Origin of the sequence: Chitinophaga horti, assembly GCF_022867795.2 — a bacterium.
Classification (GTDB): Bacteria; Bacteroidota; Bacteroidia; order Chitinophagales; family Chitinophagaceae; genus Chitinophaga; species Chitinophaga horti.
This window is the reverse complement of sequence record NZ_CP107006.1, coordinates 1,379,179-1,401,444: the sequence shown is the minus strand read 5'-3', so window position 1 is coordinate 1,401,444 and position 22,266 is coordinate 1,379,179. Positions and strand designations below refer to the sequence as shown.

The window sequence follows — 22,266 nt, the reverse complement described above, 5'->3', positions numbered from 1 at the left end:
CAAATCAAATTAAACACTTTACAAATTAAAAGAACAAATATTTCATTTATCTATGATGAAAGAGAAAGACTTATTTTAGCTTTATCTGAAACGAAAAGCAGTCCATTTTAACGGCTGTACCAATTTTGATAGTAACACCTTATTTCAGCGAAGGAATTTTGTGCATTTCAGCTAATGCCAACATGCAGCACCGCTTAAGACAGAGAAAATTTTTTTGAAGTATTTATGAGCAACCAGCACGTTAAAATATTACTGGCCGATGATGATCCGGAAGACCGTTCGATCATGCAGATCGTATTTGACGAACTGTCCCTGTCTCCCAATATCTATTTCGTGGAGGATGGCACGGGGGTAATCGATTACCTGCAACAAACACAAATACAATCTAATTTACCGGACCTGATCATTTTAGACCTGAACATGCCCAAGTTATCGGGCAGCGAAACGCTCAGAATACTGAAGGCGGACGAGCGCTACCGTAATATCCCGATCATCATCTTCTCCACTTCACTGAACGAGATACAGATGAAGGAATGCATGGCCATGGGCGCAAGCTCTTACGTAATCAAACCAAACACTTTCGAGGAGTGCCTTACCACTGGCAAACGCTTCTACGAGTTTAGCCAGAAACGCTATACGTTCCCGGCACTCATGAGCATGTAACAATATTATTAAGCGATAGATACTTCCGGAATGGAAGCTTTACCGGCTGGCTTTGGCACCCTGATGCCTTTCGCAGCCGGTTTCTTTTTGCGTTTACCCCACCATACCAGGAAGCCTGTCACCGGCAGCGTAGCACAGATCAGCGAAACGAAAAAGGCGATTACTTTACCGGTTAATCCTCCAATAGCTCCCACGTGAATATCGTAGTTCATACGGTACAGCTTATCGGCAAAAGAGCCCTTTTCATACTCTTTACTGTACAAGGCCTTACTTGGGATCTCCGCCAGGGAATGGCGGTCGAAATAACGGAACAGGCGGCGGTAATAAGTTTTATCGTCGGGGTTGAAGTTTACGACGATCGGATCTGCTTTGGCAGCCGGGAAGGAAACAGACAGGTATTTGTATTTACCCACGTACTGCTGGTGCATTTGTGCAAACAGTTTGTCCTCCGGTAACGACACGCTCGCCAGTGCTGTGCTGTCAGAAAACACCTTCTCACGAACTACCGGGCGCGTTTTACCGCCGGATGCCACGAAGTAACTGCCCTTGGCAAACCATTCGAAGCCCCATACCAGCCCGGTCAGGGAGATGACCAGGGCGAGCAGCATTACATAAAAGCCGAGTACATTATGCAGGTCGTAGTTCACGCGCTTAAAGCTCGCGCCCCACTTAATTTTGAAGCTTTTGTCGCGGTTGCCCTTCTTCAGGTTTTTGGGCCACCACATAATTAAACCGGTAATCAGTAACACCACGAAGATCAGGATGGCCCAGGCTACCACCGGGTGACCGATCGCAGGCGGCATCCAGAGGTAAAAGTGACCATCGAGGATGAAACGGAAAAAGTCTTTGTTCCAGTCCTTTTTGCCGACCACCTCGCCGGTGTAAGGGTTCAGGTAAACAGCTTTGAAGCCGTCTTTGCGGTTACCGTAGTTCACAATCGCCGATTTACCCGGACCATAAGCCACGCCGCTCAGTTTATTAACACCCCCTCCCCTTTTTCGCCAAACACCTCCTTCGCGGCGATAGCTCGCAGCTGGGATGGCGGCAGGTAAGGCTTGTTCTGTTGTTCTACAAACTGGTAAGGTTGTGTGATGTCGGTAATCTCCCGTTGAAACGCATAAATACAGCCCGTCACGCTCACGATAAACACGATGATGCCGCTTACCAGGCCCAGCCAGAGGTGCAGCCATGCGTTTACGCGGCCGAACGTCGATTTGCCCTGCTTTTTCTTCTTAGGAGCTTGATTTTTAGTTGATTCCACAGTATTGTTACCTTTTCCGGGTTGCATAATCCTCAAAAGTACTATGCCTCTTTTTGCCGGTTAGATCGGATCGGGAATTTTTTTATCAAAAAGGGAAAACCGCTGCCAATTCCACGAGGCAGCGGTTTAGGGGGTATATAACTGTTAAGACGACTCAGGAAAGGGAGAACTGTCCGGACAGGCGGCGTACTTTCGGAGCGCGGCTGTCGAGCAGCTCCATGATATGCTGTTCGCACAGGCGGTTGGTGTCGTATGCCGCGAACTCCGCCCCCAGTTTGGCGACGTTCGTACGGTACGTTTCCTCCTTCAGCACCTTTTCTACCGCACCGCGCAGCTGGCTTACCGAAGGCGTTTCGGTACGCAGGTTTACACCTAATCCGAAATAACCGGCGCGGGCAGTGATCTCGCTTTTACCCTCGTGTATACCCGCCAGCACCATCGGCAAACCGTGGTGAATGGCCAGCATCACACCCCCGTAACCGCCGTTGGTCACGTACACATCGGCCAGGGGCATGATTTCATTGAAGTTGATGAAGTCTTCCACGATAATATTATCGAACGGGTAACGCTCACGCAGCTCCTGGGTGCGGGAGCCGCCGGTGGTCGCCACCACCAGGTAACGGGTGTTTTTGTAAGCTTCCAGCACGGGTACCAGCAGCTTTTCCACATCCCGTTCGGCAGTGCCCTGCGTTACGAGGATCACCTTATTGTAATGGGCAAGTTTATAGCCGAGTTTAAATGGCTTCGCCTGTTTCAAATGCTCGGGCAGCAGGGCACCAACAAAACGAACGTTTGGATTCATATCACTGCGTTTGAACTCGAAACCGGGCACACCACTTTGCAGCAGCAGGTCGCTCTTCTGCATCCAGCCGTCGAACAATACGCCTTTAACGGGAGCAATGCCATAGCGTGCGTACACCTCGTTCATAAAATCGCCCACTTCTTTGAAGATCACCTTACGTGCAAACCAGCGCAGCAGCTGGTGTTGCACGCGGCCGAGGAAGTTGCTCGCCGGCACCATGCCCATACCGGTAGGCGGCAGGTCGCGGGAGCTTTCCATGAGCGGACAAACGCCGATGATCACCGTTGGTACGTTCAGTGCCTCCCGCACCAGCGGGGCACCCACAAACAGGATGTCGGCTACCAATACGTCAAAGGCAAATTCTTCGTAAATCTCTTTAATGTCCTCCGCAAACTCAGGTCCGCGCAGGATAAAGAAATTCTTCATGTCATATTTCAACTTGGCCAGCTTGCCTTTATTTTCCTCGCGGTCCGGGAACACCTCGTCCATATTTTCGGCACTCACTTCCAGCGCACGTTTGTAACGATAGGTGGGAATGTTCATTCGCTGTATCTTTTCTTCATAAAACTTGCTGGTGTACCAACGTACATCATGCCCCTGGTCGCGCAGCCAGGCCGCTATACCGGTGAGGGGATTAAAGTGGCCATCTGCGGCCATGTTCGCAAAGAGTATTTTTTTACGTTCTTGGGGTTGCATGTCAAACTGTTTTACGATACAAAGTAACTCCACAAAAACGGACCGTACTTCCGTTACAATCGTGATTTACAGGATTACGTACTTCTACCGAGGGGTACCAGCATCAGGTTCGCTTTTCAGCCGCCGTTGTGTCACTCACTTCAGCGGTATTGCATGTTTAAACAGTTTATTTCCATACCATTTAGCACGTTTTCATCGCAGTGATTGCTCTTGTTTTTCTCATCAGAATGATTAAATTAGCATGACTAACTATTAAACCATATACAACTATGATTGCTTTTACCTCAATGCTCGTGTTAGCGATTGCTTTCTTTATTGCGCACGTTGTTTTGCTGTTTACCTCCTTCGGCAAAACAGGATTCCAAAAGAAGAAGTATTTCTGGTCACATCTCACGTTATGGATTACGGGTGTCATTGCTTACCTGGTTACCGTGTTGTACGCAGGTAAAGGTATTTCTCCCATTGTCGATCTTTTTGATACTGCAGGCAAACAGGCGTTGTTACTGCTGGTGGTAGTGGTACTTTCCATCGTGGCACACACGATCGTAAAGTTGTTCGTGCTGCCTAAGTATACATCGTCGAAGGTGTAGTATCGTATCAAACTAAAGAAAAAAAGGCATGACATCACGTTATGCCTTTTTTTTATCTTCGCCTTATGCGTAACTTTTTGAACAAGCCCTATAACTGGTTGTTGTTGCCCAGCCTTATTACCTTACTCATATGGCCATTGCAGCCGGAGGGCTTCGACATCCACATGCACGACACTTACTTCGTGATCTCCCCTATCTATCTGTATCTGCCCGTCATCATTTTCTTTATCGTGAACTGGTTGTTGTACCGTATTACTGATAAACACTTACGTTCCCGCACACTCAGCTGGGTGTCTGTTGCGCTGATGTTACTCACGTATGTTTTGATCGTTGGCTTCTTCGTTTGGTTTGTGCGCGGCGCTGCAGGCCAACAGGCTTATGTGGACGTGAGCACTTATCAACGCACAGTATGGATTTCAGTACTGCTGGTTACAGCACCCGCAGTAGTGCCGGCCATTGCGCAGGTGATATACCTCATCAACCTGGTGTGGGGCGTAATGGCTAACCGACCACCTAAAATAGAAGATTAAAAGTCTACGGTATACAATTTATCGAACTGCTTCATCCGGAACGAGGCTGGCATAGACCGCAGCAGCAAATCGCGCGCGCCGATCAGTAAGCTGTTCTCTAACTGCGCCACCTGCCCGATCGTACGGCTCTGGTTGATAATATCTGTCGTTCGTGCAAGCCTGCGTTGTTCGAATGCGGGGAATGCATATTCGAACGTACCATGCCGCTGCCACTCGTCGGCTAACACCACTGCGTCTTCAATTGCCTGGCAGGCTCCCTGTCCCATATTCGGCGTGGTGGCGTGCGCGGCATCACCGAGTAACAATACATTCCCGTAAGCGAAACGTTTCAGGGGCTTCAGGTCGTAAATGTCGTTCTTCAACAGCTGCGTGTCCTGGGTTTGTGCGAGCAGTGAAGGAATGGGATCGTGGTATTGACGGAAGTGTTCGTACAGGTTGCGGGCAGTATAATTACGATAGCGTTGCTCGCCGGCCTTGGCGTTGATGCAGGCAAACCAATAGATGCGTTGTTTCGTTAAAGGTATCACGCCCACGCGGCCTTGTGCGCCCCAGGTTTCTGTGGCACCGGGCGGCTCATCTCCGGTATAATTAATCACGGCACGCCAGCAGGTGTATCCGGAATAACGCACCTGCACATCGGGTACTATTTTCGCGCGTACGGCCGAATTAATACCATCTGCCACCAGCAGGCAATCGGTATCGTGGGTACTGCCATCTGCAAAATGTAAACGGATGCTTTTGCCAATCCGTTCCAGGTCTACAGCACGTTTGCCGGTGAATATATCAGCGGGATTCAACTCCGACAACAACGCTTCATGTAATTCCGCACGGTGAATGGTAAAGTTATCCAACCCATACTTTTCACCGATCACGTTACTGTCGTTGCGCGATATGACTTTGCCTTCGCGGGTGAGAATGGAGAAATGGGGTAAACGGGCGCCGAGGGGAATGATCTTTTCGGAGAGTCCGAGTTTCTGGAGGGCCAACATGGCGTTGGGCGCTAATCCTAATCCGGCGCCTACGGCTTTAATTTGTGGGGCGGCCTCAAATACCTGCGCAGGTATGCCGGCCTTTTTCAGGGCAATGGCGGTGGTAAGTCCTGCTATACCCGCGCCGAGAATCGTTACTTTCATACTGCAAAGTTGAAGCAAACAAAACTAAAATCACTTTTCATATGATAATTAATTGGGAGGGCGCAACCTGTGAGCGTAACCAGTTGAACTGCATCATGTTTTTCAGCGGTGCGCGCATCCATCCAGCTGCGCTGGCAACATGCCCGGGCTTACGGGTGTAATGGCCGGGGTGAGGTGCAACATAGTTCATAGCTGTGCGGTTTAATCCAGCTGCGACCGCAACCTGCTAAGGCTCACGGGCGTGATACCCAGGTACGACGCCACATACTTCAGCGGCGCACGATTCAGCAGTCCCGGGTACTTCTGGTCCAGCTCGCGGTACCGCTCCTTTGCTTCGTGAAAGCGGATGGACTCGATACGGCGTTGTCCTTCCAGGAAGGCGAAGGTAACAAGGCGACGGCCGGCACGTTCCACTTCATGGTATTCGCGGCTCAGTCTTTCCAATGCCTCCGACGAAATAGCATACACATCGCTGTTCTCCAGCACTTGTATCGCCTTTTTAGATGCCTGCCCCGTAAACAAACTTTCCACCCCGCCGATAAACTGCTGATCGATAGCGAAATAGTCTGTCACATCCACACCCTTATGGTAATAATACACCCGGGCCAGGCCGCGTTGCAGGTAAAAAAACTGCCGGGCCACATCGCCCACTTCCAGTAATTGCGTGTATCGTTGTACCCTGGGCATGTGAATTACTTCCGCATCGAAAGCTGCTATAGTGGCGGGCGACAATGGACTTATCGTATGTATGGCTGCTGTAAAAGGGGTCATATGATCCGGTTAAACGATAAAGATAGCAGACTTTAACTTTATTACTGCAACCCACATTGCAGATTTTTTTTATCTTTCCATCTGTAATTCCCTACGTTTATGTTAAAACCATACAGACTGTTCGACGCTGTTAAGTTCCAATCAGAGAAGTTCCCGAAACAGGAGATGCTGGTATCGAAGGTGAACGGCGAATGGAAACCTTACAGTACGCAAGATGTTAGCACGATCACTAACAAATTCAGCGCAGGATTACTGCAACTGGGTGTAAGCGGTAACGACTACACGCCGGAAGGCGCCGATAAGATCGCCATCATCAGTAACAACCGTCCGGAATGGGTGTTTACGGATATTGCCGTACAACAGACTGGCGCCATCCTGGTGCCCATCTACCCTACCTGCAGCGTACAGGAATTACAATTCATTTTAAACGACGCGGCTGTTAAATACCTGTTCGTAAGCAGCGAAGAGTTGTTATTAAAAGCACGCAGCATCAGCCATGATGTTCCCTCCCTGCGTAACATCTTTACGTTTGACGAAACGCCACAGGCCGATCACTGGACCAAAGTAATGGACGGTGCTACGCCCGAACTGTTGCAACAAGTGGAAAAGGTGAAGGCGGAAATTGACTGGGAACACCTGGCGACGATCATCTACACCTCAGGCACCACCGGCCAGCCGAAAGGCGTGATGCTCACGCACCGCAACATCATCAGCAACGTATTCTTTTCCAAAGAAAGTTTTCCTTTTGAAGATGCGCCGGAGTCGAAGGTACTGAGCTTCCTGCCGCTTAATCACATTTTCGAAAAAACATGTACTTATATCTACCTGTACAGCGGCATCAGTATTTACTACGCCGAGAGTATGGAAAAAATCGCCGACAACCTCCGCGAGATCAAACCCGATGGATTTACTACCGTGCCGCGCTTGCTGGAGAAGGTGTTCGAGAAGATCATGTCGAAAGGTAATGAACTTACCGGCCTTAAACGTAAACTCTTCTTTTGGTCGGTATCGCTCGCAGGCAAATACGATGTGAAGAAAGATCATGGCGCCTGGTATAATTTTAAACTTAGGATTGCCAACAAACTCGTGTTCAGTAAATGGCGCGAGGCGCTCGGTGGTCGCATCACCTTTATTGTAACCGGTGGCGCCGCCTGTAACGAAAAACTCCTGCGTATTTTCAACGCCGCACAAATTCCTGTATACGAGGGCTACGGCCCCACCGAAAACAGCCCGGTAATCAGCGTGAACCGCAAGAAGCCATTGGGCGACCGCTACTTTGGTACAACAGGCCCGGCTATTACCGGCATTGAAGTAAAGTTAGCAGAAGATGGAGAGATCCTGGTGAAAGGCCCTACCGTCATGAAAGGCTACTATAAACGCCCCGACCTTACCGCAGAAACCGTTATTGACGGCTGGCTGCATACGGGGGATATTGGTGTGTGGATCGATCAGAAATTCCTGAAGATCACCGACCGTAAAAAAGAATTGTTCAAGACCAGCGGCGGCAAGTATGTAGCCCCGCAGCCGATCGAAAATAAAATGAAAGAAAGCCCCTTCGTGGAGCAGATCATGGTAGTAGGTAACGAGCGCAAGTTTGTAGGCGCCCTCATTGTTCCATCCTTCACGATGTTAAAGCAGTGGATGCCGCAAAACGGCCTCACGTTTACGACGAATGAAGCTGCTATACGCGAACCCAAAGTGCTGGAAATGTTCAAAGAAGTGGTCGAGAGTTTTAATAACTATTTTAACCATGTGGAACAGATCAAACGTTTCGAACTCATGCCTCGTGAATGGAGCATCGAAACCGGGGAAATGACGCCCAAGCTCAGCCTTAAGAGAAAGATCGTGATGGAGAAATATAAGGATGCCATCGAACGGATTTATGATGTTCATCCATAAATTCTGCCCATTAACAAATTAAATCTGTCAATTTCGCGAAGTGTGGTTAACTTAAGGGCCGTGAACTAAAACTCGGTACCCGTGATGCGTGATCTATTAGAAGGCAAGGAAATCCAAAATCTGGTTACAGCAAAACACTACCCCCGTCCCTGAGGCCCGCAAACGGAGTAAACCCGAGCTAAGACAACAGACATTTTATGCTTGTATATATACGCCATTGGTAACGGAGAAGTATTGCAACATAGTGAATAAGATGTCATCAAACTAAAAGAAATAAGGAAAGCATTTATACACACTAATTTATACCATCGACTATGAATTATGCATTACTTACCTCCCTCGTCGCTCACCTCGAAACATTCGAGCAGGAGCACAGAGCCCCCGGGCAGGCCGATATATCGGACTTTGCCAGCTGGCTGGGGAACAAGGTGCGCAGAGAGCGGAAAACAGTGAAACAGTCTGATAACACAGAAGTAGATGTTACCCTCGAAACAGCTATCGGGCGAAAGGTAGTGCGGCTGCACCGCTATGTTCGCCTGTATTCGCGTAACGCGCTGCAGCACACCCCGCTACAGAGCGCAGAAGAGTTCAGTTATTTGGCCACTTTGCTCAAGGACGGTCAGTTGAAAAAAACAGAACTGATCACGAAAAACATTCACGAAAAGCCTACCGGTATGGAAATCATCCGCCGCCTGTTAAACGCGGGGTTGGTAGACCAGCAGGACGACACGACCGACCAGCGTAGCAAGTTACTGAGTCTCACGCCGAAAGGCAGATCAGTATTAACGGAGGTGTTTGCGAAAATGGCGAGAGTGAGTACGTTGGCTTCCGGCAACCTGTCCAGGGAGGAAAAACACGATCTGTTGTTCCTGCTGAGCAAGCTGGACGATTACCATGACCATCTTTTCAATAACGAGCGAAAAATTATATATGCGAGTTTACGCGGCGATGAACCTGCCGGCGTATAATGCGTAAGCTGTGTGTAGCTGGGTATTTGTCTACCCATATATGGGAAATTCGTATACGCCGGCTACCCCACTTATCTTTTTAGCATTAAGCTGACTTATGCTTCAATGCAGGATTAGCATCCTGTAAATAGCGCGCAGAGAGTTTCAGGATCATGTCCCGGAAGCCTTCGAAGGAATCTGGTTTGGTGATGATCTGATCTGCGCCGCCGGTCATGCATTCATTGATCAGGCGGGAATCGTTGTAAGTAGAATATATTACTACGGGAATATGCGCGAAACGGTCATCTGCCTTCAGTGCAGCCAGTGTTTCCCGGCCATTCATACGGGGCATGTTCTGGTCCAGGATGATCAGGCTGGGCAATTCTTCTTCATGCCGCTTAAGGTATTGGATGACGTCAATGCCGTTTTCTACGGTCTCAAAGACAAAGTCGCTTGCATTACCGAGGTCATTCACAATGGCTGAAAATATGAGCCTGTCGTCCTCATCGTCCTCTGCCAGTAGAATTTTTTTGTATGTTATTGCGCTGCTGGCTGCTTCTATAATACTCATTGGTCCATGGGTAAAATTATTGTAAATACCGCACCTTCTCCCTCATTGCTTTCCGCAGTGATAATACCGTTGTGCTTTTCCACTATCTTTTTGGTAATAGCAAGGCCTATGCCTGTACCTTCAAACCTGTCTTTAGAATTCAACCGATGGAAGAGCCCAAAGATGCGGTTTTTATATTCTGTATCAAAACCTATTCCATTATCTTTTACAGAGATACGGCACCAGCGGCCTGTCGGGTCTTCCGGAGCGGTAAATGACAATTGGGCGACCCGGTAGCCGGTAATGCTTACTTTGGGTGCTTCGCCCGGCGTCGTAAACTTCAGGGCGTTACTGATCAGGTTCTGGAACACCTGCTGGATTTGCAGGCGGTTAACGGCCAGCGGCGGAATATCCCCCACTTCTATTACCGCATTCTTCTCCCGGATGATCACCTCGAAGTCGTCCATTACCTCTTTTACCACCTGCGCCACGTCCGTTTTGGTGTATTCGGCCTGGTCGGCAGAGAGTTTAGAGAAGTTCAATATATTGATAACCAGCGCTTTCATACGCCTGGCCGACTGCATAATCTTATCCAGGTAGAGATGGGTATCCTCCGGCAGATCGCCATCGTGGCGGTCTTTTACCAGTTTGGAGAACATATGGATCTTACGCAGCGGCTCCTGCAGGTCATGGGAGGCCACAGAGGCAAAGAGTTGCAGGTCGTTGTTGCTGGCTTCCAGCTCGCGGTTGATGGCGAGCAGCTGGCGGGTACGCTCCTCTACTTTTTCCTCCAGTATCTCATTCATTACTTTTTGTTCGTGAATATCGGTAGTGGTAATCACCCAGCTGATCAGCGCTCCTTTCTGGTCCTTACGTGCTTTTGCGCGTAACAGGTTCCAGCGGAAGTCCTTTTTGCTCACCATCACCCGTACCTCGCAGTGGAAGTCGGCCTTGACGGTGGCAGCACGTTGCCAGGTATCCAGCAGCATGGGCAGGTCTTCTTTCCAGATGGCTTGCTGCCAGCCACCCTCCATGGCATCGTCGTAGAAGATGCCGGTATAAAACTCGAACTGGCGGTTTACGAAGTCGACCTTGCCATCGGCGTCTGCGGTCCACACCATTAATGGCATCGACTCGGCCAGGAACTGGCGTTGGGCGATATTGCTGGCCACTTCCAGTTCCGCCTGCTTTTGCGCGGTAAGGTCGAGGATGGAACCGAGCATACGGTAAGGCACGCCAAACTCGTTATGCAGTACGTAACCGCGGTCGAGGATGTGGGCATATTCGCCATTCTCCCGCCGGAAGCGGTATTCGCAATTCCACTGGTTTTTGTTTTCGTTGATGACGCCGTACAGCGCCGCCTCTACCTGGGCGCGCTCGTCGGGGTGAATATGCTGCGCCCATTCGGCACGGCTAAAGTCGGGCTTGGAAAACCCGAACATTTTAGCGAACGATTCGCTCCACCAGATTTTATTGCTGGCCAGGTCCCAATCCCACAGGGTATCGTTCGTCGCCCGGGCTACCAGGCGGAAACGTTCTTCACTGAAGGAAAGTTCGCGGGTACGCTCCCTCACCTTATCTTCCAGTTCGGCATTCAGCTTTTTAAGCGTTTCCTTTGCCTCGTTCAGTTCACTATAACTTTTGCGGATGCGCTGTTCGCCACGTTTTTTATCCGTAATGTCGGTGAACGTGCCTACGAAGCCTTCGTGCATCTTCACGGCAGTCAGCTCAAACCAGCGGTCTCTATCTTCGAGATACACATCCCTGGTAACACTCTTATCATTCTCTACTACGGAAATGTACTGGTCCATTAATTCGCTGACGGAGAGCTGCGGTAACAGGGCTTTCATCCCCTCACCTTCCAGTTTTTTCTCTTCCAGTTCGAATAACCGGCGCGCCATGTTATTGGCAGCGATCACTGTAAAGTCGGATATCTTACCCCGGTTGTCCCGCACGGCCCTGAACGCGAAAACGCCACTCACGCTGGCATTGAACACACCTCTTACGATATTGTTGAGATCAGTAATGGTGGTAATGTCAACAAACGTGATGATCAGTCCTTCATAACGCCCGTCGCGGGTTACATAAGGCATAATGCGCATCAGCAGGTGGCGGCCTTCGTTCAGTTCCACTTCTTTTTCCACCACCTCGTGCGTACGCTGCACCTGGCGGATGTCTTCCAGCAGGGTTTCGTAGCGGATATTGTTGGAAATATGCGATATCGGCCTGCCCAGGTCACTCTCAATAAAATTGATCATGCTGGCAGAGGCCGGGTTAAACTTCCGGATGTTCAGGTTATTGTCCAGGAAGATCTGGGCAATATCTGTACTGCGGAAATAGTTGTTAAGGTCATCGTTCAATTCCACCAGTTCGCGGATCTTCAACTGGTGTTCAGTATTGAGTGTGTACAGCTCCTCGTTCAGCGATTGCAGTTCCTCGTTGGAGCTTTGCAATTCTTCGTTGGAAGAGAGCAGTTCTTCGTTGGAGCTTTGCAGTTCCTCGTTGGTGGTTTCCAGGTCTTCGACAGCCATCTGCAGACTGTTCTTCACATCCGCCAGCTCCGATTCCAGGTTCATGATATAGTCATGGTCCTGGCCATTAACGGCCTGCTGTACCATGTGCTGCTGACCATTACTTCCTGTTTGTGTACCACCTTTGCTGATCACCACCAGGGTAAGTTCTTCGGAGGACGGTACATGCGGATTGATGATCACATTCAGCAACTGCGTTTCGCTGCTCCTGACGAATGCTAACCCTTCTATTTTCACCTTCTGCCCGGTCTTCCATGCCTTGCGGATTTCCTTATTGAGTGTGATAGACAGGTCTTGCGGAAGCATGCGCACGAAGTTCAGGCTCAGGTTCTTTTTGGGCAGGGACAGTAACAACTCGTAATTACCGATAGTTTCGCGGATCTCGAAACTGCGGTCTATGTAAACCGCCAGGAAGCCAAGATCAGTCGTTACGGTTGCCTTCACATCGTCCCACAAGTCCTGCTGGCCGCGGGTTTCCCCTTCCTTAATGCGTTTAATTTTCAGTTGTTCGTTCTGCAGCGAAGGCAGCACCCGGAAGCCATCTGAAAGATATGGCCGGGGTTTGCTTTCTGCCGTTTTGCGATACATCTTCCACTTGGAGCTAATCTGCTGCACCGTCGTTCTTTCGAAAGTTGGGTTTTCACTCGGACCTAAAAACAGGTATCCGCCCGTATTCACAGCAAAATGCAAAATCGAAAAAACCCGTTCCTGCAAAACAGGATTCATATAAATGAGCATGTTGCGGCAACATACCAGGTCGTTCTTTATAAAGGGCGGATCTTTTATAATGTCGTGCTTTGCGAAAACGATGCGTTTGCGGATGCGCGGGCTGATAGAATAGGTATTGTTCCTGAAGAGGAAGTATTTCTCGAGCAATTCGTGGTCTACATCCTTTTCAATCGTAGCGGGGTATACACCGGCCGAGGCCACTTCCAGGTTGGCAGCATCGATGTCCGTAGCAAATATCTTTACGTCGATTCGTTTATCGCTGCGCAGGATCGCTTCTTCGACGGCAATGGCTACGGAATAAGCTTCTTCGCCGGTGCTGCAGGCAGGTATCCAAACCTTCACCAGTCCGCCATCTTCTTTTGCCGCCAGCATGCCAGGCAGCACCTTCTCCTGTAAAGTCACGAAAGCTTCTGCGTCGCGGAAAAACCGCGTCACCCCTATCAGGAAATCCTTCGCGAGGCTTTTTACCTCCTCGGGGTCCTTCTGCAGGTGTGTAACGTAAGCATCGGCATCCTTAAAATTACCCATCACTACCCTTCGGCTGATGCGGCGCAGGATGGTGGGGGTTTTATAATAGTGAAAGTCCTGCCCCGCTTCTTTCGCGATGAGTTCAAAAATTTGGTTCAGCAGTTCTTCGTCCAGTTCTACCTTATTGAGTGTGGAGGCGCTGGGTTCGTGTATGAGCGACAGGATGGCATCGGGCATTTTTGCCGGCGTGGTAATCACATCCGCATTACCAGAATTGATAGCGCTGTTGGGCATACCGTCAAAGCGGGCCGTATTCGGCTCCTGCACTAATGTCATACCGCCCAACTCTTTTATTTTGGCTATACCCTTGGTACCATCGGAGCCTGTGCCAGATAATACTACCGCGATGGCACGGTCCTTCTTTTCTTCCGCGAGGGAGGAAAAGAAAATATCGATGGCGTTATTAGGTGCGCTGTCATGCTGTTTAACGGCCAGCACCAGTTTATTTCGCTTAATGGAAATGAATTTATTGTTCGGAATAACATAGATGCAGTTTTTCTGCACGGGTTGCTCATCCGCGGCTTCCACCACCTTCATATGAGTGTGGCGGCCTACCAACTCTACAAGCAGGCTTTTAAAATCCGGCGACAAGTGCTGGATGATCACGAAGGACAGGTTCTCCGTGCGGGGCATATGGTCGAAAAATTCCTGGATAGCCTCAAGACCGCCTGCGGAGGCACCCAATGCGACTATGTAATGCTGCTGCATCAACATTAAACTTTATTTTAATTATAAGTAGAAGCGATATGCTCAAAGATAAAGCTTCTCATATTTTCGGCCGTCAGCACTTCCTCTTTCAGCCAGGGGCGGGAGTAGCCTTCCACATTTTCCTGCCACAATTTAAAGGAGTGCCTCGGGTGATAAATCTGTTTATTCTCTTCAAAGCGGATACGCTCCTCCGGGTTGCCACCCCAGTTGATCGTCTGCACATACTCTTTCCGGAACAGCAATACGTATTCATCGCGCGCGGCGTTGATCGGGATCACGAGCAATCCACTGCCGATGCCGCTGTACTCCTTCGCGATGTCGTACTGGCGGGAAAGCGAATCCGTATTAAATACTTTACGCAGTTCTTTCAGGTGCAGCCATAACAGCAGGTCCTCGAGCTGCGCACGATCAGGCGTTTTGCCGATCGAATGCACCTCGTTCCTGAAAGTGATAATGGCCCCGCTCGCGTCAAACAGCTCCAGCAGGTTAGGCTGGCCGCTTAACAGCGTTTGCACCATATTTCCATCCTGGAAGATGTTGCCGATCTGGCGGGTGTACGCATCGCCCAGGCGGCGGTTCAGGTCGTGAAACGCTTTATGTTCCAGTGCGCCTACTTTCGCGGAGATCACGGACGACATCAGCTCAAACACCGCGCACAGCTGCCCGGATACCTCCTTGGCCGTACGGTGGTGACAGGCGATGAGGCCCCACAACTCGTTATCTTTGATGATACGTACGGACATAGAGGCCGTTACGTTCATGTTTTTCAGGTATTCGAGGTGTACCGCCGCTACGCCGCGCAGGTTGCAATCGCTCAGGTCAACGAATGCGTGCGTCACCGGGTTAATTACCGGGAACAACTTAACCGGCTCGAACGTTCTGTCGGGGATGAACCGGTATGGATTACGGAGGTACAGGTCACGGGCAGGTTTGGGAATGTCCGATGCCGGGAACGTAAAGCCCATATAGGTTTCCATTCCTGGTTCCATCGCCTCCGCCAGTACCAGGCCATTCCAGTCTTTATCAAAAGAATAGACCATTACCTTGTCAAAGCCCGATACCGCCTTCAGTTCGCGGGCGGTGACTTCGCACAAAGCGTCAATATTGTCGCAACGCTCAATGGCACTAATGGCCGATTTGAGCGTTTGATAAGTATCGGTGAACGTGCTGTTTACTTCGGCGGTACCGGTGATGTCGATTTCCACGAGCACCAGGTCTTTCGTCGTATGCATCATCACATGGTGAAAGCCAGAGCCGATCTGCCATACGGCGGCCTTCTCGTTACCGGCATCCAACGCCGCAAATGCCTGTAGTTCGGCATTGGCAGCAGCGCCTAACCAAGTCGACACCACTCCTCCCTCCACCATTTCCCGTGCGGACGCATTAAATACGGCAGGCGTATTTTCGCTGGCCTGCACCAGGCGACCGGATACTTTATCTACAATCAGCAACACCCCGTACGTTTGCACGGTGTTGATGATATGGATCGGCAGGTTGCCGCAAAATTCTGAATCGTATTTAGAGAACTGGCTCATAATTAAAAATGTTCGTGGCTGCGGCTCCCCCATGTAGTTGCTGGTACGCACAAAACGGCTCGCGCGCCGGCAGCGTGTGTTCGCCATACCCATTAAAAAAAGAAAAGCCGTTACCGATGGTAACGCCTCGTTGGCTGCAGATCATCTTTACAATAATCGCACCGCCCAAGGTAGAGCTTTCTGAAACACAGCCTGCCCTCTTGGCAAGTGCTGCGAAAGCCCGATCTGCCGGAGGATGAATATTTTCTACTTTCAGACGGAAAATCGCTTTAAAAATACCATAAACATAGAATAAATAACGGACACCACAGTGTGGCATTATTTACACACTTTCCTTCTGACGGGTAAAAGCGGCTGTACAAGCGGGATAGCGGCCGCTTTTTATGCAGGTATTATTTCATCACGCCCGTACGATCGCACCTAATCCGCTGGCCAAAAACGTGTTAAGATGCGTTACCTGTAGTGCTGCGCGACCTCTTCCAGCAATGCCCCAACGGTGGCTATATCTTCCGGTGTCGTGCGCCAGTTCACGAACGCTGTCCGCAGCGGCTAATTTCCCGCATGGCCGCAAGCAAGCAGATGACATCCTATAAATCGCGTCTACCATCTAAAAGAGACACCTGCGTAGTAGTTGCGTTCCGGCGCAGGATTGAAATAGCGTTGGCCCAGGGCATTTAAGTCGTTGCCCAGACTATAATATTCATTCAGCAGGTTGTCGGCACCCGCATAGATAGTGATGTTACGGAAACGCCAGCCGGCCTTGGCCTGCAACAGGTGATACGAATCAGCGAAAGCGGTATTGGCATCGTTAAGCGGCAGCTTTTCTGTATAGTTATGCTGCGCGAACAGGTAAACGTCTGCCGGGAATTGGAGCAGCAGTCCGCTGACCAATACATGGCGCGGCACGCCGGTGAGTTGTTTCCCGGAAAAGTCATCTGCCCCGCTTTTGTAGTCACGGAAGCTAAAATCGCTGAAAGTCCAGGCTTCGCTGAGCTGAATGCCCCTGATCCAGCGGTGGGCAGACGGGCGCAGCAGCCAGGCGTGGCCTTGTATTTCCAGGCCATTTTGTTTTGTACCGCCGGCATTCGCGAAAAACTCTGTACCGTCATCCCGCAACCGGCGAACGATCGCATCTTCCAAACGGTACTGGAACACACTTGCATCCAGCCAGAAAAGTCCTGCAGCATCGCTGGCGCGGAAACCCAGTTCATAGTTCCAGCCGTTTTCTGCCTGTAAGGCGGTGTTGATCACGTTATCGGATGCACGAACTTCCGCAGTGGCCGGGGGCGAATAACCGCGACTCACCGAAGCGCGTAATGCTGTAAACGGTGTGAGGCGATAAGACAAGGCCACCCGCGGCATCAGCTGCGGAGAGAAACGGCGTGTTTGCGTAGCCGTACTATCATTGCTGAAATGATACCGGAAGTAGTTCAGGCTCGCAGCAGCTTCCAGCGTTAGCTTAAATGGAAAACGGAATGTAAAGCGGGTGAAATAAAACTGCTGTCTCGCCGTGATCTTATCCGCTGCCTGCACCGTATCCCGTTTACCGGCGCGGTTGCCGTAGTTGATAATGTCGGTACCGGTTTGCTGCCATTCCAGTCCTACATTCCAATCGTAATAAGTGCTGCCAATGTTTTTATCGTGTAAAGAGAGGTAGGTACGCACGGCACCGGAGTTTTCATCCCGTGCTTCGTAGTTCGTAATAAATGGATTTTCGAAGTGCGTAGTGGCGCCGCTAACCGACACCACATGTTTCAGGAAAGGTGTAAACGCCGCTTCGTGTACCAGCCCGGCCTGGAAAGTGCGGTTGTAGATGCCTGCCTTTTGCGTTTCCGCACCGGGCAACGTAGGCGTGGCAGGCCTGGCGGCACGTGGATCAGCAGCGGCTTGTGCGGCGTTAAGTCCGCCGGGTGTACGATAACCAAGATCGCTGTAAAAGGCGAGCAGCTTCAGGCTGTTACGTTCGTTATACCGCCACTGTTGCAGCGATTGCAGGTACAGGCGGCGCATGCGGCTGTTATCGCGATAGCCGTCGCTTTGCTGCCAGGCCTGGTAAATGCGGGAAGTTACTTTACCCCACTGCGCGTTCCAGCCGGCGCGCTCCTGGAAGGCACCGTAAGAGCCGCCCTGCAGGCCTAACGTAACACTGCCCGTATCCTCCGAAGCAAAAGGCCTCAGCAGCACAACGCCACCGGAGTTAGCGCCAAACAGGCTGCCGTCCGGACCTTTCAGTACTTCTATACTACCAATGCCGCCGGGATCGGCCAGGTTGAGGTAACTGTTGCCGCCCGCATCGGTAAGCGGCATTTCATCCATGTATATTTTCACATTGCGGATGCCGAAGGGCGAACGTAACAGGCTGCCCCGTATAGATAAACGATAGCTGCCGGGCGACCGCTCCTCCATCCGGATGCCCGGCACGGTATTCAACGCCGGCACCAATGTAACGCCGGGCTGCAATTGTAACTGTCGCTGACTCAGCACCGCAGCAGACGCCGGTAAACTTACCAGGGACTGGTTACCCGGGTAGGCCGTTACCACCACTTCTGACAAACGAGTCGTATCTGCCTGTTGCGCATGCAGTAATTGCGTAAGGCCACAAAGCAGCAACGTCGGTATAAAATATCTCATGAGTATTATCACATTAGTTTCCGCACGGCGGCCGTAAAACATGCGCCGCATCTCTCCTGCTGGAAAGATACGGCGTCTTCTTTGTTCGGTTAACAAAATCATTTATTGTAAGTCACCCGCCATATGGTGTTCGACGCATCGTCCGCCACCAGCAGGGAACCGTCTTTCGCTACTGCTACACCTACCGGCCTGCCATATACTTCGCCCTTGGGCTCGTCGGCAATAAAACCGGTGAGGAAATCTTCGTACCCGTTGGCCGCTTTTCCATCTGCAAAAGGCACAAATACTACTTTATAACCAGACAAGACAGACCGGTTCCAGGAACCATGCTGGCCTACGAACGCACCATTACGGTACTTCTCCGGGAATGCCTCGCCTGTGTAAAAAGCCAGTCCGAGTGATGCGGTATGCGAACCTAATGGTACATCCGGCACGATCGCTTTGGCTACCAGCTCCTTACCCTGCCCTTTCATACGCGGATCTTCATGCTGACCGAAATAGGAATACGGCCAGCCGTAAAAACCGCCTTCCTTCACACTGGTCATATAATCCGGCACCAGCTCATCTCCCAGTTCATCGCGTTCGTTTACGGCCGTCCACAGCGTGTTTGTACCCGGTGCCCAGTCCATGCCCACCGGGTTGCGTAAACCCGATGCAAAAATGCGTTCACCGGTACCATCCGGGTTGATCTCGAGGATGGCCGCACGGCGCACTTCCTCTTCGAGGCCATGTTCGGCCACATTACTGGCGGAACCTACCGATACGTAAATGTGTTTACCATCTTTCGATGCCAGCAGGTTGCGCGTCCAGTGATTATTATAACCACCGGCAGGCAGTTCCAGTATCTTTTTACCTTCACCGCTGATGGTGTTGGCGTTTTCTTTATAAGGATACATCAGGATGCCGTCGGTGTTGCCTACGTAGAAGTTGTTGTTCAACAGCAGCATACCGAGCGGCTGATTCAGGCCGGAGAGAAACGTATTGCGTGATTCCGGCACACCGTCGCCGTTGCTGTCGCGCAGCAGGGTGATACGGTCGGCGCTGTTGCCGAGGTTTTGCGATTTGGACTTGCCGCTGGCTACGGCCGCTACCTTGTCTTTGAGTTTAGGTTTGGTAGATGCTTCTGCGATGAGGATATCGCCGTTTGGTAATATATAGATCCAGCGGGGATTGTTAAACCCGTCTGCGAACTTCGTTACCGTAAAGCCTTCCGGCGCAGTGGGCGTGCGGCTGCTGTCCCACCCGATCACTTTACTGAATTTCTTTGTCGATTCCGTGGCAAATGGTGCCGGCAGGGAATCGCCTGTATGCGTTTGCGCTACACTGTCTGCCCCGGCTTTCTTTCCTCCGTCACCACAGGCAGCGGCGATCATGCACAATCCTGCCCCTAGAAATGGTATTAAACGTCTCATAATATGGCTATTAGTCGCGGGAATGCATCAATTACTTTGCCATACCGTAATAATCCCTAAATTTGGAGCCGATAAACATTCCCTGATACTTATGCAATTACGCCTGATCGTTTGTATCCTGGCCCTGGCTTTCTGTTTACCCGCCATGGCTCAAAATACCCAACCTGCTTATCATCATAATAAGATCGCTATTCTGCCTTTTCATATGGAGATCATGCTGCAATCCGTTCGGGACACATCGGCTGAAGCCCGGTTTCGGCTGGAGGTAGAGAAAGGCATTCAATGCCAGCAGCGTATGCACGATATTCTCACAGAAGATGAAGACCGGTTACTGGTAGAGATACAGGATATTGAAAAGACGAATGAGCTATTGCAAAAGGCCGGCATCGACCTGAGAAAAGTGACCTTTATGGACCCTGCAAAGATATCGCGTATCTTAGGGGTAGATGCGATACTCACCTGCGACATTCGCGACAGGCTGGTACAACGTTTCCAGGGATCGCCCCGGTACCATCCGATGACGCCGCAGCAGGACGGGTTGTACCTGCCCACCGGGCACCTGCACGTGCAATTTTTCGATGGCAAATCTGGCAAGAAAATATGGAAGTTCGAAGATCTGAACAATGCCTTCAACTGGCGCAAGCCTAAACAAATAGACAAGGTGATGACGCGCTCTTTCGAGCATGTGCGCAGCGAATTTCCTTACACCAAACTATAACTGATGAAGATGCGAATAGTCCTGAGCGTACTGACAATACTGATAAGCATGCAGGCGATGGCTCAGTCAAACTTTAAAAAGATAGCCATCCTGCCCTTCTATCTCGAAATTGAGGCCAGGTCGGCTTCTGCGGAAGACCACTACAAAGAAGCGGCAGAAAGGGGCGTCCGTTTCCAGCAACGTTTGTACGAGACCTTAACCAGGGAACAGGAGCAGCTTACCGTAGCGATACAACCCTGGGAAACCACGAACCAGTTGTTACAAAAGGCCGGTATCGATCTGCGCAAAGCCACTTTCGTAGATGCTGCCAAAGTATGCCGTATACTAAATGTAGATGCCGTGATGCAGTGCCATATCCGCCTGCTCGTAACACAGCGGCTGCGTCGCACGGGAGCCGTTACGCCGCAAATACCGGAGTTGCGGATGGAAGAGTTTCAGAAAGCGAAAGGCAGCCTGAACGCACAGTTGATGGATGCAAAGTACAGCGATATTACCTGGTTGTTCAACGAAGGTAAATTTCGTTGGGACAAGCCCGAGCAGGTAGACAGTGTGACGAACAGGACCTTTAACCGCCTGCGCAAAGATTTTCCGCACATTAAACAGTAAGCCACCAGGCCTCCTGCGGGTGATGCGTACCTATCAACACCCGCTCTCCTATTTTTGGCGTAACGATCGCCATATCCCGCTCCTTTGCACTGGTAACGAGGCGGTTGATGGGCTCGTCCCAGGTATGCAAGGCCAGTGCGAACTTACCCCAGTGCACCGGCATCAGCACCTTTGCCTGCAGGTCGATCGCTGCCTGTACATTTTCTTCCGGCATCATGTGGATCATGGGCCAGCGCTCGTTGTACTGTCCGCATTCCAGCAAAGCCAGGTCGAACGGGCCGAAGCGGCGGCCTATCTCGGCAAAATGGCGGCCATAGCCGCTGTCTCCTCCCAGGAAGATGCGTTTGCCCGTAAGTTCCAGCACGAAGGCCGACCATAAGGTGCCGTTACGGCGCAATGAACGACCCGAGAAGTGGCGGGCAGGAACAGCCGTTAAGGCAATAGCGGGATGCGCCTGCTGCGTTTCCCACCAGTCGAACTCCAACACCTTCTTTTCCGGGATACCCCAATGGCGCAGATGCGCGGCGATGCCCAGCGACGTGCAGATCAGCTTTACCTTGGGTTGCAGGGCTGTGATCGTGGCATAATCCATATGATCGTAGTGGTCATGCGTGATGATCAGCAGGTCGATAGGAGGCATATCTGCTACCGTGTAGGCGTCGGCCCCGGCGAAAGCCTTACCGGCCACCGGGAACGGGGAGGCATGACCGCTGAACACCGGGTCTACCAGGATATTGAGTCCCTCGTGTTGGATAAGATAAGAGGAATGACCAAACCAGGTAAGCTCCGTTTCGCCGGGCTGCGGGTTGTTCAGGTCCCGTTTCACCGTGGGCAGCGGGCGGGGCGGGCGCGTGTTCCTGGCAGTAAAGAAGTTCCAGAAGTCACGCAGCTTAAAGCCGTCTTTCATCAGGACCGTTGGTTCCTGGTTATGAAATTGTCCTTCGTGGTAGTTGGTGGAGTGAAGGATGCGCGCCATATCCGTGCCGCGCGGGAGCTGACCAAAAACTTTAAGCCTCATGGCTGCTA

19 protein-coding genes are annotated in these 22,266 nt (G+C 50.9%); 7 read left to right on the top strand and 12 right to left on the bottom strand.

What is annotated here, in order from left to right:
- The first annotated feature begins 225 nt into the window (after positions 1-225).
- A complete protein-coding gene (locus tag MKQ68_RS05810; RefSeq protein WP_244839906.1) occupies positions 226-663 on the top strand; it encodes a response regulator in 438 nt (145 codons plus the stop codon).
- A gap of 8 nt (positions 664-671) precedes the next feature.
- Here the strand turns inward: MKQ68_RS05810 and MKQ68_RS05805 are convergent, their stop codons facing one another.
- The 3 genes from MKQ68_RS05805 to MKQ68_RS05795 all read right to left on the bottom strand — a co-directional run bounded on the left by MKQ68_RS05805 (position 672) and on the right by MKQ68_RS05795 (position 3,422).
- The gene (locus tag MKQ68_RS05805; RefSeq protein WP_264282476.1) at positions 672-1,628 is read right to left on the bottom strand and encodes a PepSY-associated TM helix domain-containing protein; all 957 of its coding nucleotides are present in this window, start codon (positions 1,626-1,628) and stop codon (positions 672-674) included.
- A 5-nt stretch (positions 1,629-1,633) separates the two neighbouring features.
- Complete coding sequence (locus MKQ68_RS05800; RefSeq protein ID WP_264282475.1) at positions 1,634-1,924, bottom strand: PepSY-associated TM helix domain-containing protein; 291 nt, start codon at positions 1,922-1,924, stop codon at positions 1,634-1,636.
- A gap of 154 nt (positions 1,925-2,078) precedes the next feature.
- Positions 2,079-3,422 carry a glycosyltransferase gene (locus MKQ68_RS05795; protein ID WP_264282474.1) on the bottom strand — a complete coding sequence of 448 codons (1,344 nt, stop codon included), beginning with the start codon at positions 3,420-3,422 and terminating at the stop codon, positions 2,079-2,081.
- A gap of 269 nt (positions 3,423-3,691) precedes the next feature.
- On the opposite strand from MKQ68_RS05795, the gene MKQ68_RS05790 reads away from it, so the two are divergent.
- Positions 3,692-4,012: a hypothetical protein gene (locus tag MKQ68_RS05790; RefSeq protein ID WP_244839903.1), complete on the top strand. Its 321-nt coding sequence runs from the start codon at positions 3,692-3,694 to the stop codon at positions 4,010-4,012.
- Between the two features lie 65 nt (positions 4,013-4,077).
- A complete protein-coding gene (locus tag MKQ68_RS05785) occupies positions 4,078-4,542 on the top strand; it encodes a hypothetical protein (protein WP_264282473.1) in 465 nt (154 codons plus the stop codon).
- Here the strand turns inward: MKQ68_RS05785 and MKQ68_RS05780 are convergent.
- Together MKQ68_RS05780 and MKQ68_RS05775 are read right to left on the bottom strand one after the other, a co-directional pair.
- The gene (locus tag MKQ68_RS05780) at positions 4,539-5,675 is read right to left on the bottom strand and encodes an FAD-dependent monooxygenase (protein ID WP_264282472.1); all 1,137 of its coding nucleotides are present in this window, start codon (positions 5,673-5,675) and stop codon (positions 4,539-4,541) included. The two genes, MKQ68_RS05785 and MKQ68_RS05780, sit on opposite strands and share 4 nt — an antisense overlap.
- 201 nt (positions 5,676-5,876) lie before the next feature.
- The gene (locus tag MKQ68_RS05775) at positions 5,877-6,446 is read right to left on the bottom strand and encodes a Crp/Fnr family transcriptional regulator (RefSeq protein WP_264282471.1); all 570 of its coding nucleotides are present in this window, start codon (positions 6,444-6,446) and stop codon (positions 5,877-5,879) included.
- A 99-nt stretch (positions 6,447-6,545) separates the two neighbouring features.
- Here MKQ68_RS05775 and MKQ68_RS05770 point away from each other — a divergent pair, with 99 nt between their 5' ends.
- Together MKQ68_RS05770 and MKQ68_RS05765 are read left to right on the top strand one after the other, a co-directional pair.
- Positions 6,546-8,345 (top strand): AMP-dependent synthetase/ligase, encoded by a 1,800-nt coding sequence (locus MKQ68_RS05770; protein WP_264282470.1) that lies wholly within the window; start codon positions 6,546-6,548, stop codon positions 8,343-8,345.
- Positions 8,346-8,659: 314 nt separating this feature from the next.
- A complete protein-coding gene (locus tag MKQ68_RS05765; RefSeq protein ID WP_264282469.1) occupies positions 8,660-9,313 on the top strand; it encodes a MarR family winged helix-turn-helix transcriptional regulator in 654 nt (217 codons plus the stop codon).
- 85 nt (positions 9,314-9,398) lie between these two features.
- Here the strand turns inward: MKQ68_RS05765 and MKQ68_RS05760 are convergent, their stop codons facing one another.
- From MKQ68_RS05760 to MKQ68_RS05735, 6 genes are all read right to left on the bottom strand, one after another.
- Positions 9,399-9,863 carry a response regulator gene (locus MKQ68_RS05760; protein ID WP_264282468.1) on the bottom strand — a complete coding sequence of 155 codons (465 nt, stop codon included), beginning with the start codon at positions 9,861-9,863 and terminating at the stop codon, positions 9,399-9,401.
- Complete coding sequence (locus tag MKQ68_RS05755; RefSeq protein WP_264282467.1) at positions 9,860-14,338, bottom strand: chemotaxis protein CheB; 4,479 nt, start codon at positions 14,336-14,338, stop codon at positions 9,860-9,862. Before MKQ68_RS05755 ends, MKQ68_RS05760 begins: the two co-directional genes overlap by 4 nt.
- Before the next feature lie 17 nt (positions 14,339-14,355).
- Positions 14,356-15,873: a GAF domain-containing protein gene (locus MKQ68_RS05750; protein WP_264282466.1), complete on the bottom strand. Its 1,518-nt coding sequence runs from the start codon at positions 15,871-15,873 to the stop codon at positions 14,356-14,358.
- A complete protein-coding gene (locus tag MKQ68_RS05745; protein WP_264282465.1) occupies positions 15,857-16,192 on the bottom strand; it encodes a heme oxygenase-like domain-containing protein in 336 nt (111 codons plus the stop codon). The genes MKQ68_RS05750 and MKQ68_RS05745 overlap by 17 nt, the downstream gene beginning before the upstream one ends.
- A gap of 281 nt (positions 16,193-16,473) precedes the next feature.
- Entirely contained in the window at positions 16,474-18,504 is a 2,031-nt protein-coding gene (locus MKQ68_RS05740) for a TonB-dependent receptor (RefSeq protein ID WP_264282464.1), read from the bottom strand.
- 98 nt (positions 18,505-18,602) lie between these two features.
- Entirely contained in the window at positions 18,603-19,916 is a 1,314-nt protein-coding gene (locus MKQ68_RS05735) for a PQQ-dependent sugar dehydrogenase (RefSeq protein ID WP_264282463.1), read from the bottom strand.
- Between the two features lie 91 nt (positions 19,917-20,007).
- Between MKQ68_RS05735 and MKQ68_RS05730 the strand changes: the two genes are divergently transcribed.
- Together MKQ68_RS05730 and MKQ68_RS05725 are read left to right on the top strand one after the other, a co-directional pair.
- Positions 20,008-20,634, top strand: a complete 627-nt coding sequence (locus MKQ68_RS05730; RefSeq protein ID WP_264282462.1) for a hypothetical protein — start codon at positions 20,008-20,010, stop codon at positions 20,632-20,634.
- Positions 20,635-20,637: 3 nt separating this feature from the next.
- Positions 20,638-21,240, top strand: a complete 603-nt coding sequence (locus tag MKQ68_RS05725; protein ID WP_264282461.1) for a hypothetical protein — start codon at positions 20,638-20,640, stop codon at positions 21,238-21,240.
- Here the strand turns inward: MKQ68_RS05725 and MKQ68_RS05720 are convergent.
- Positions 21,230-22,258: an MBL fold metallo-hydrolase gene (locus MKQ68_RS05720; RefSeq protein WP_264282460.1), complete on the bottom strand. Its 1,029-nt coding sequence runs from the start codon at positions 22,256-22,258 to the stop codon at positions 21,230-21,232. The genes MKQ68_RS05725 and MKQ68_RS05720 overlap by 11 nt on opposite strands.
- Between the last annotated feature and the right edge of the window lie 8 nt (positions 22,259-22,266).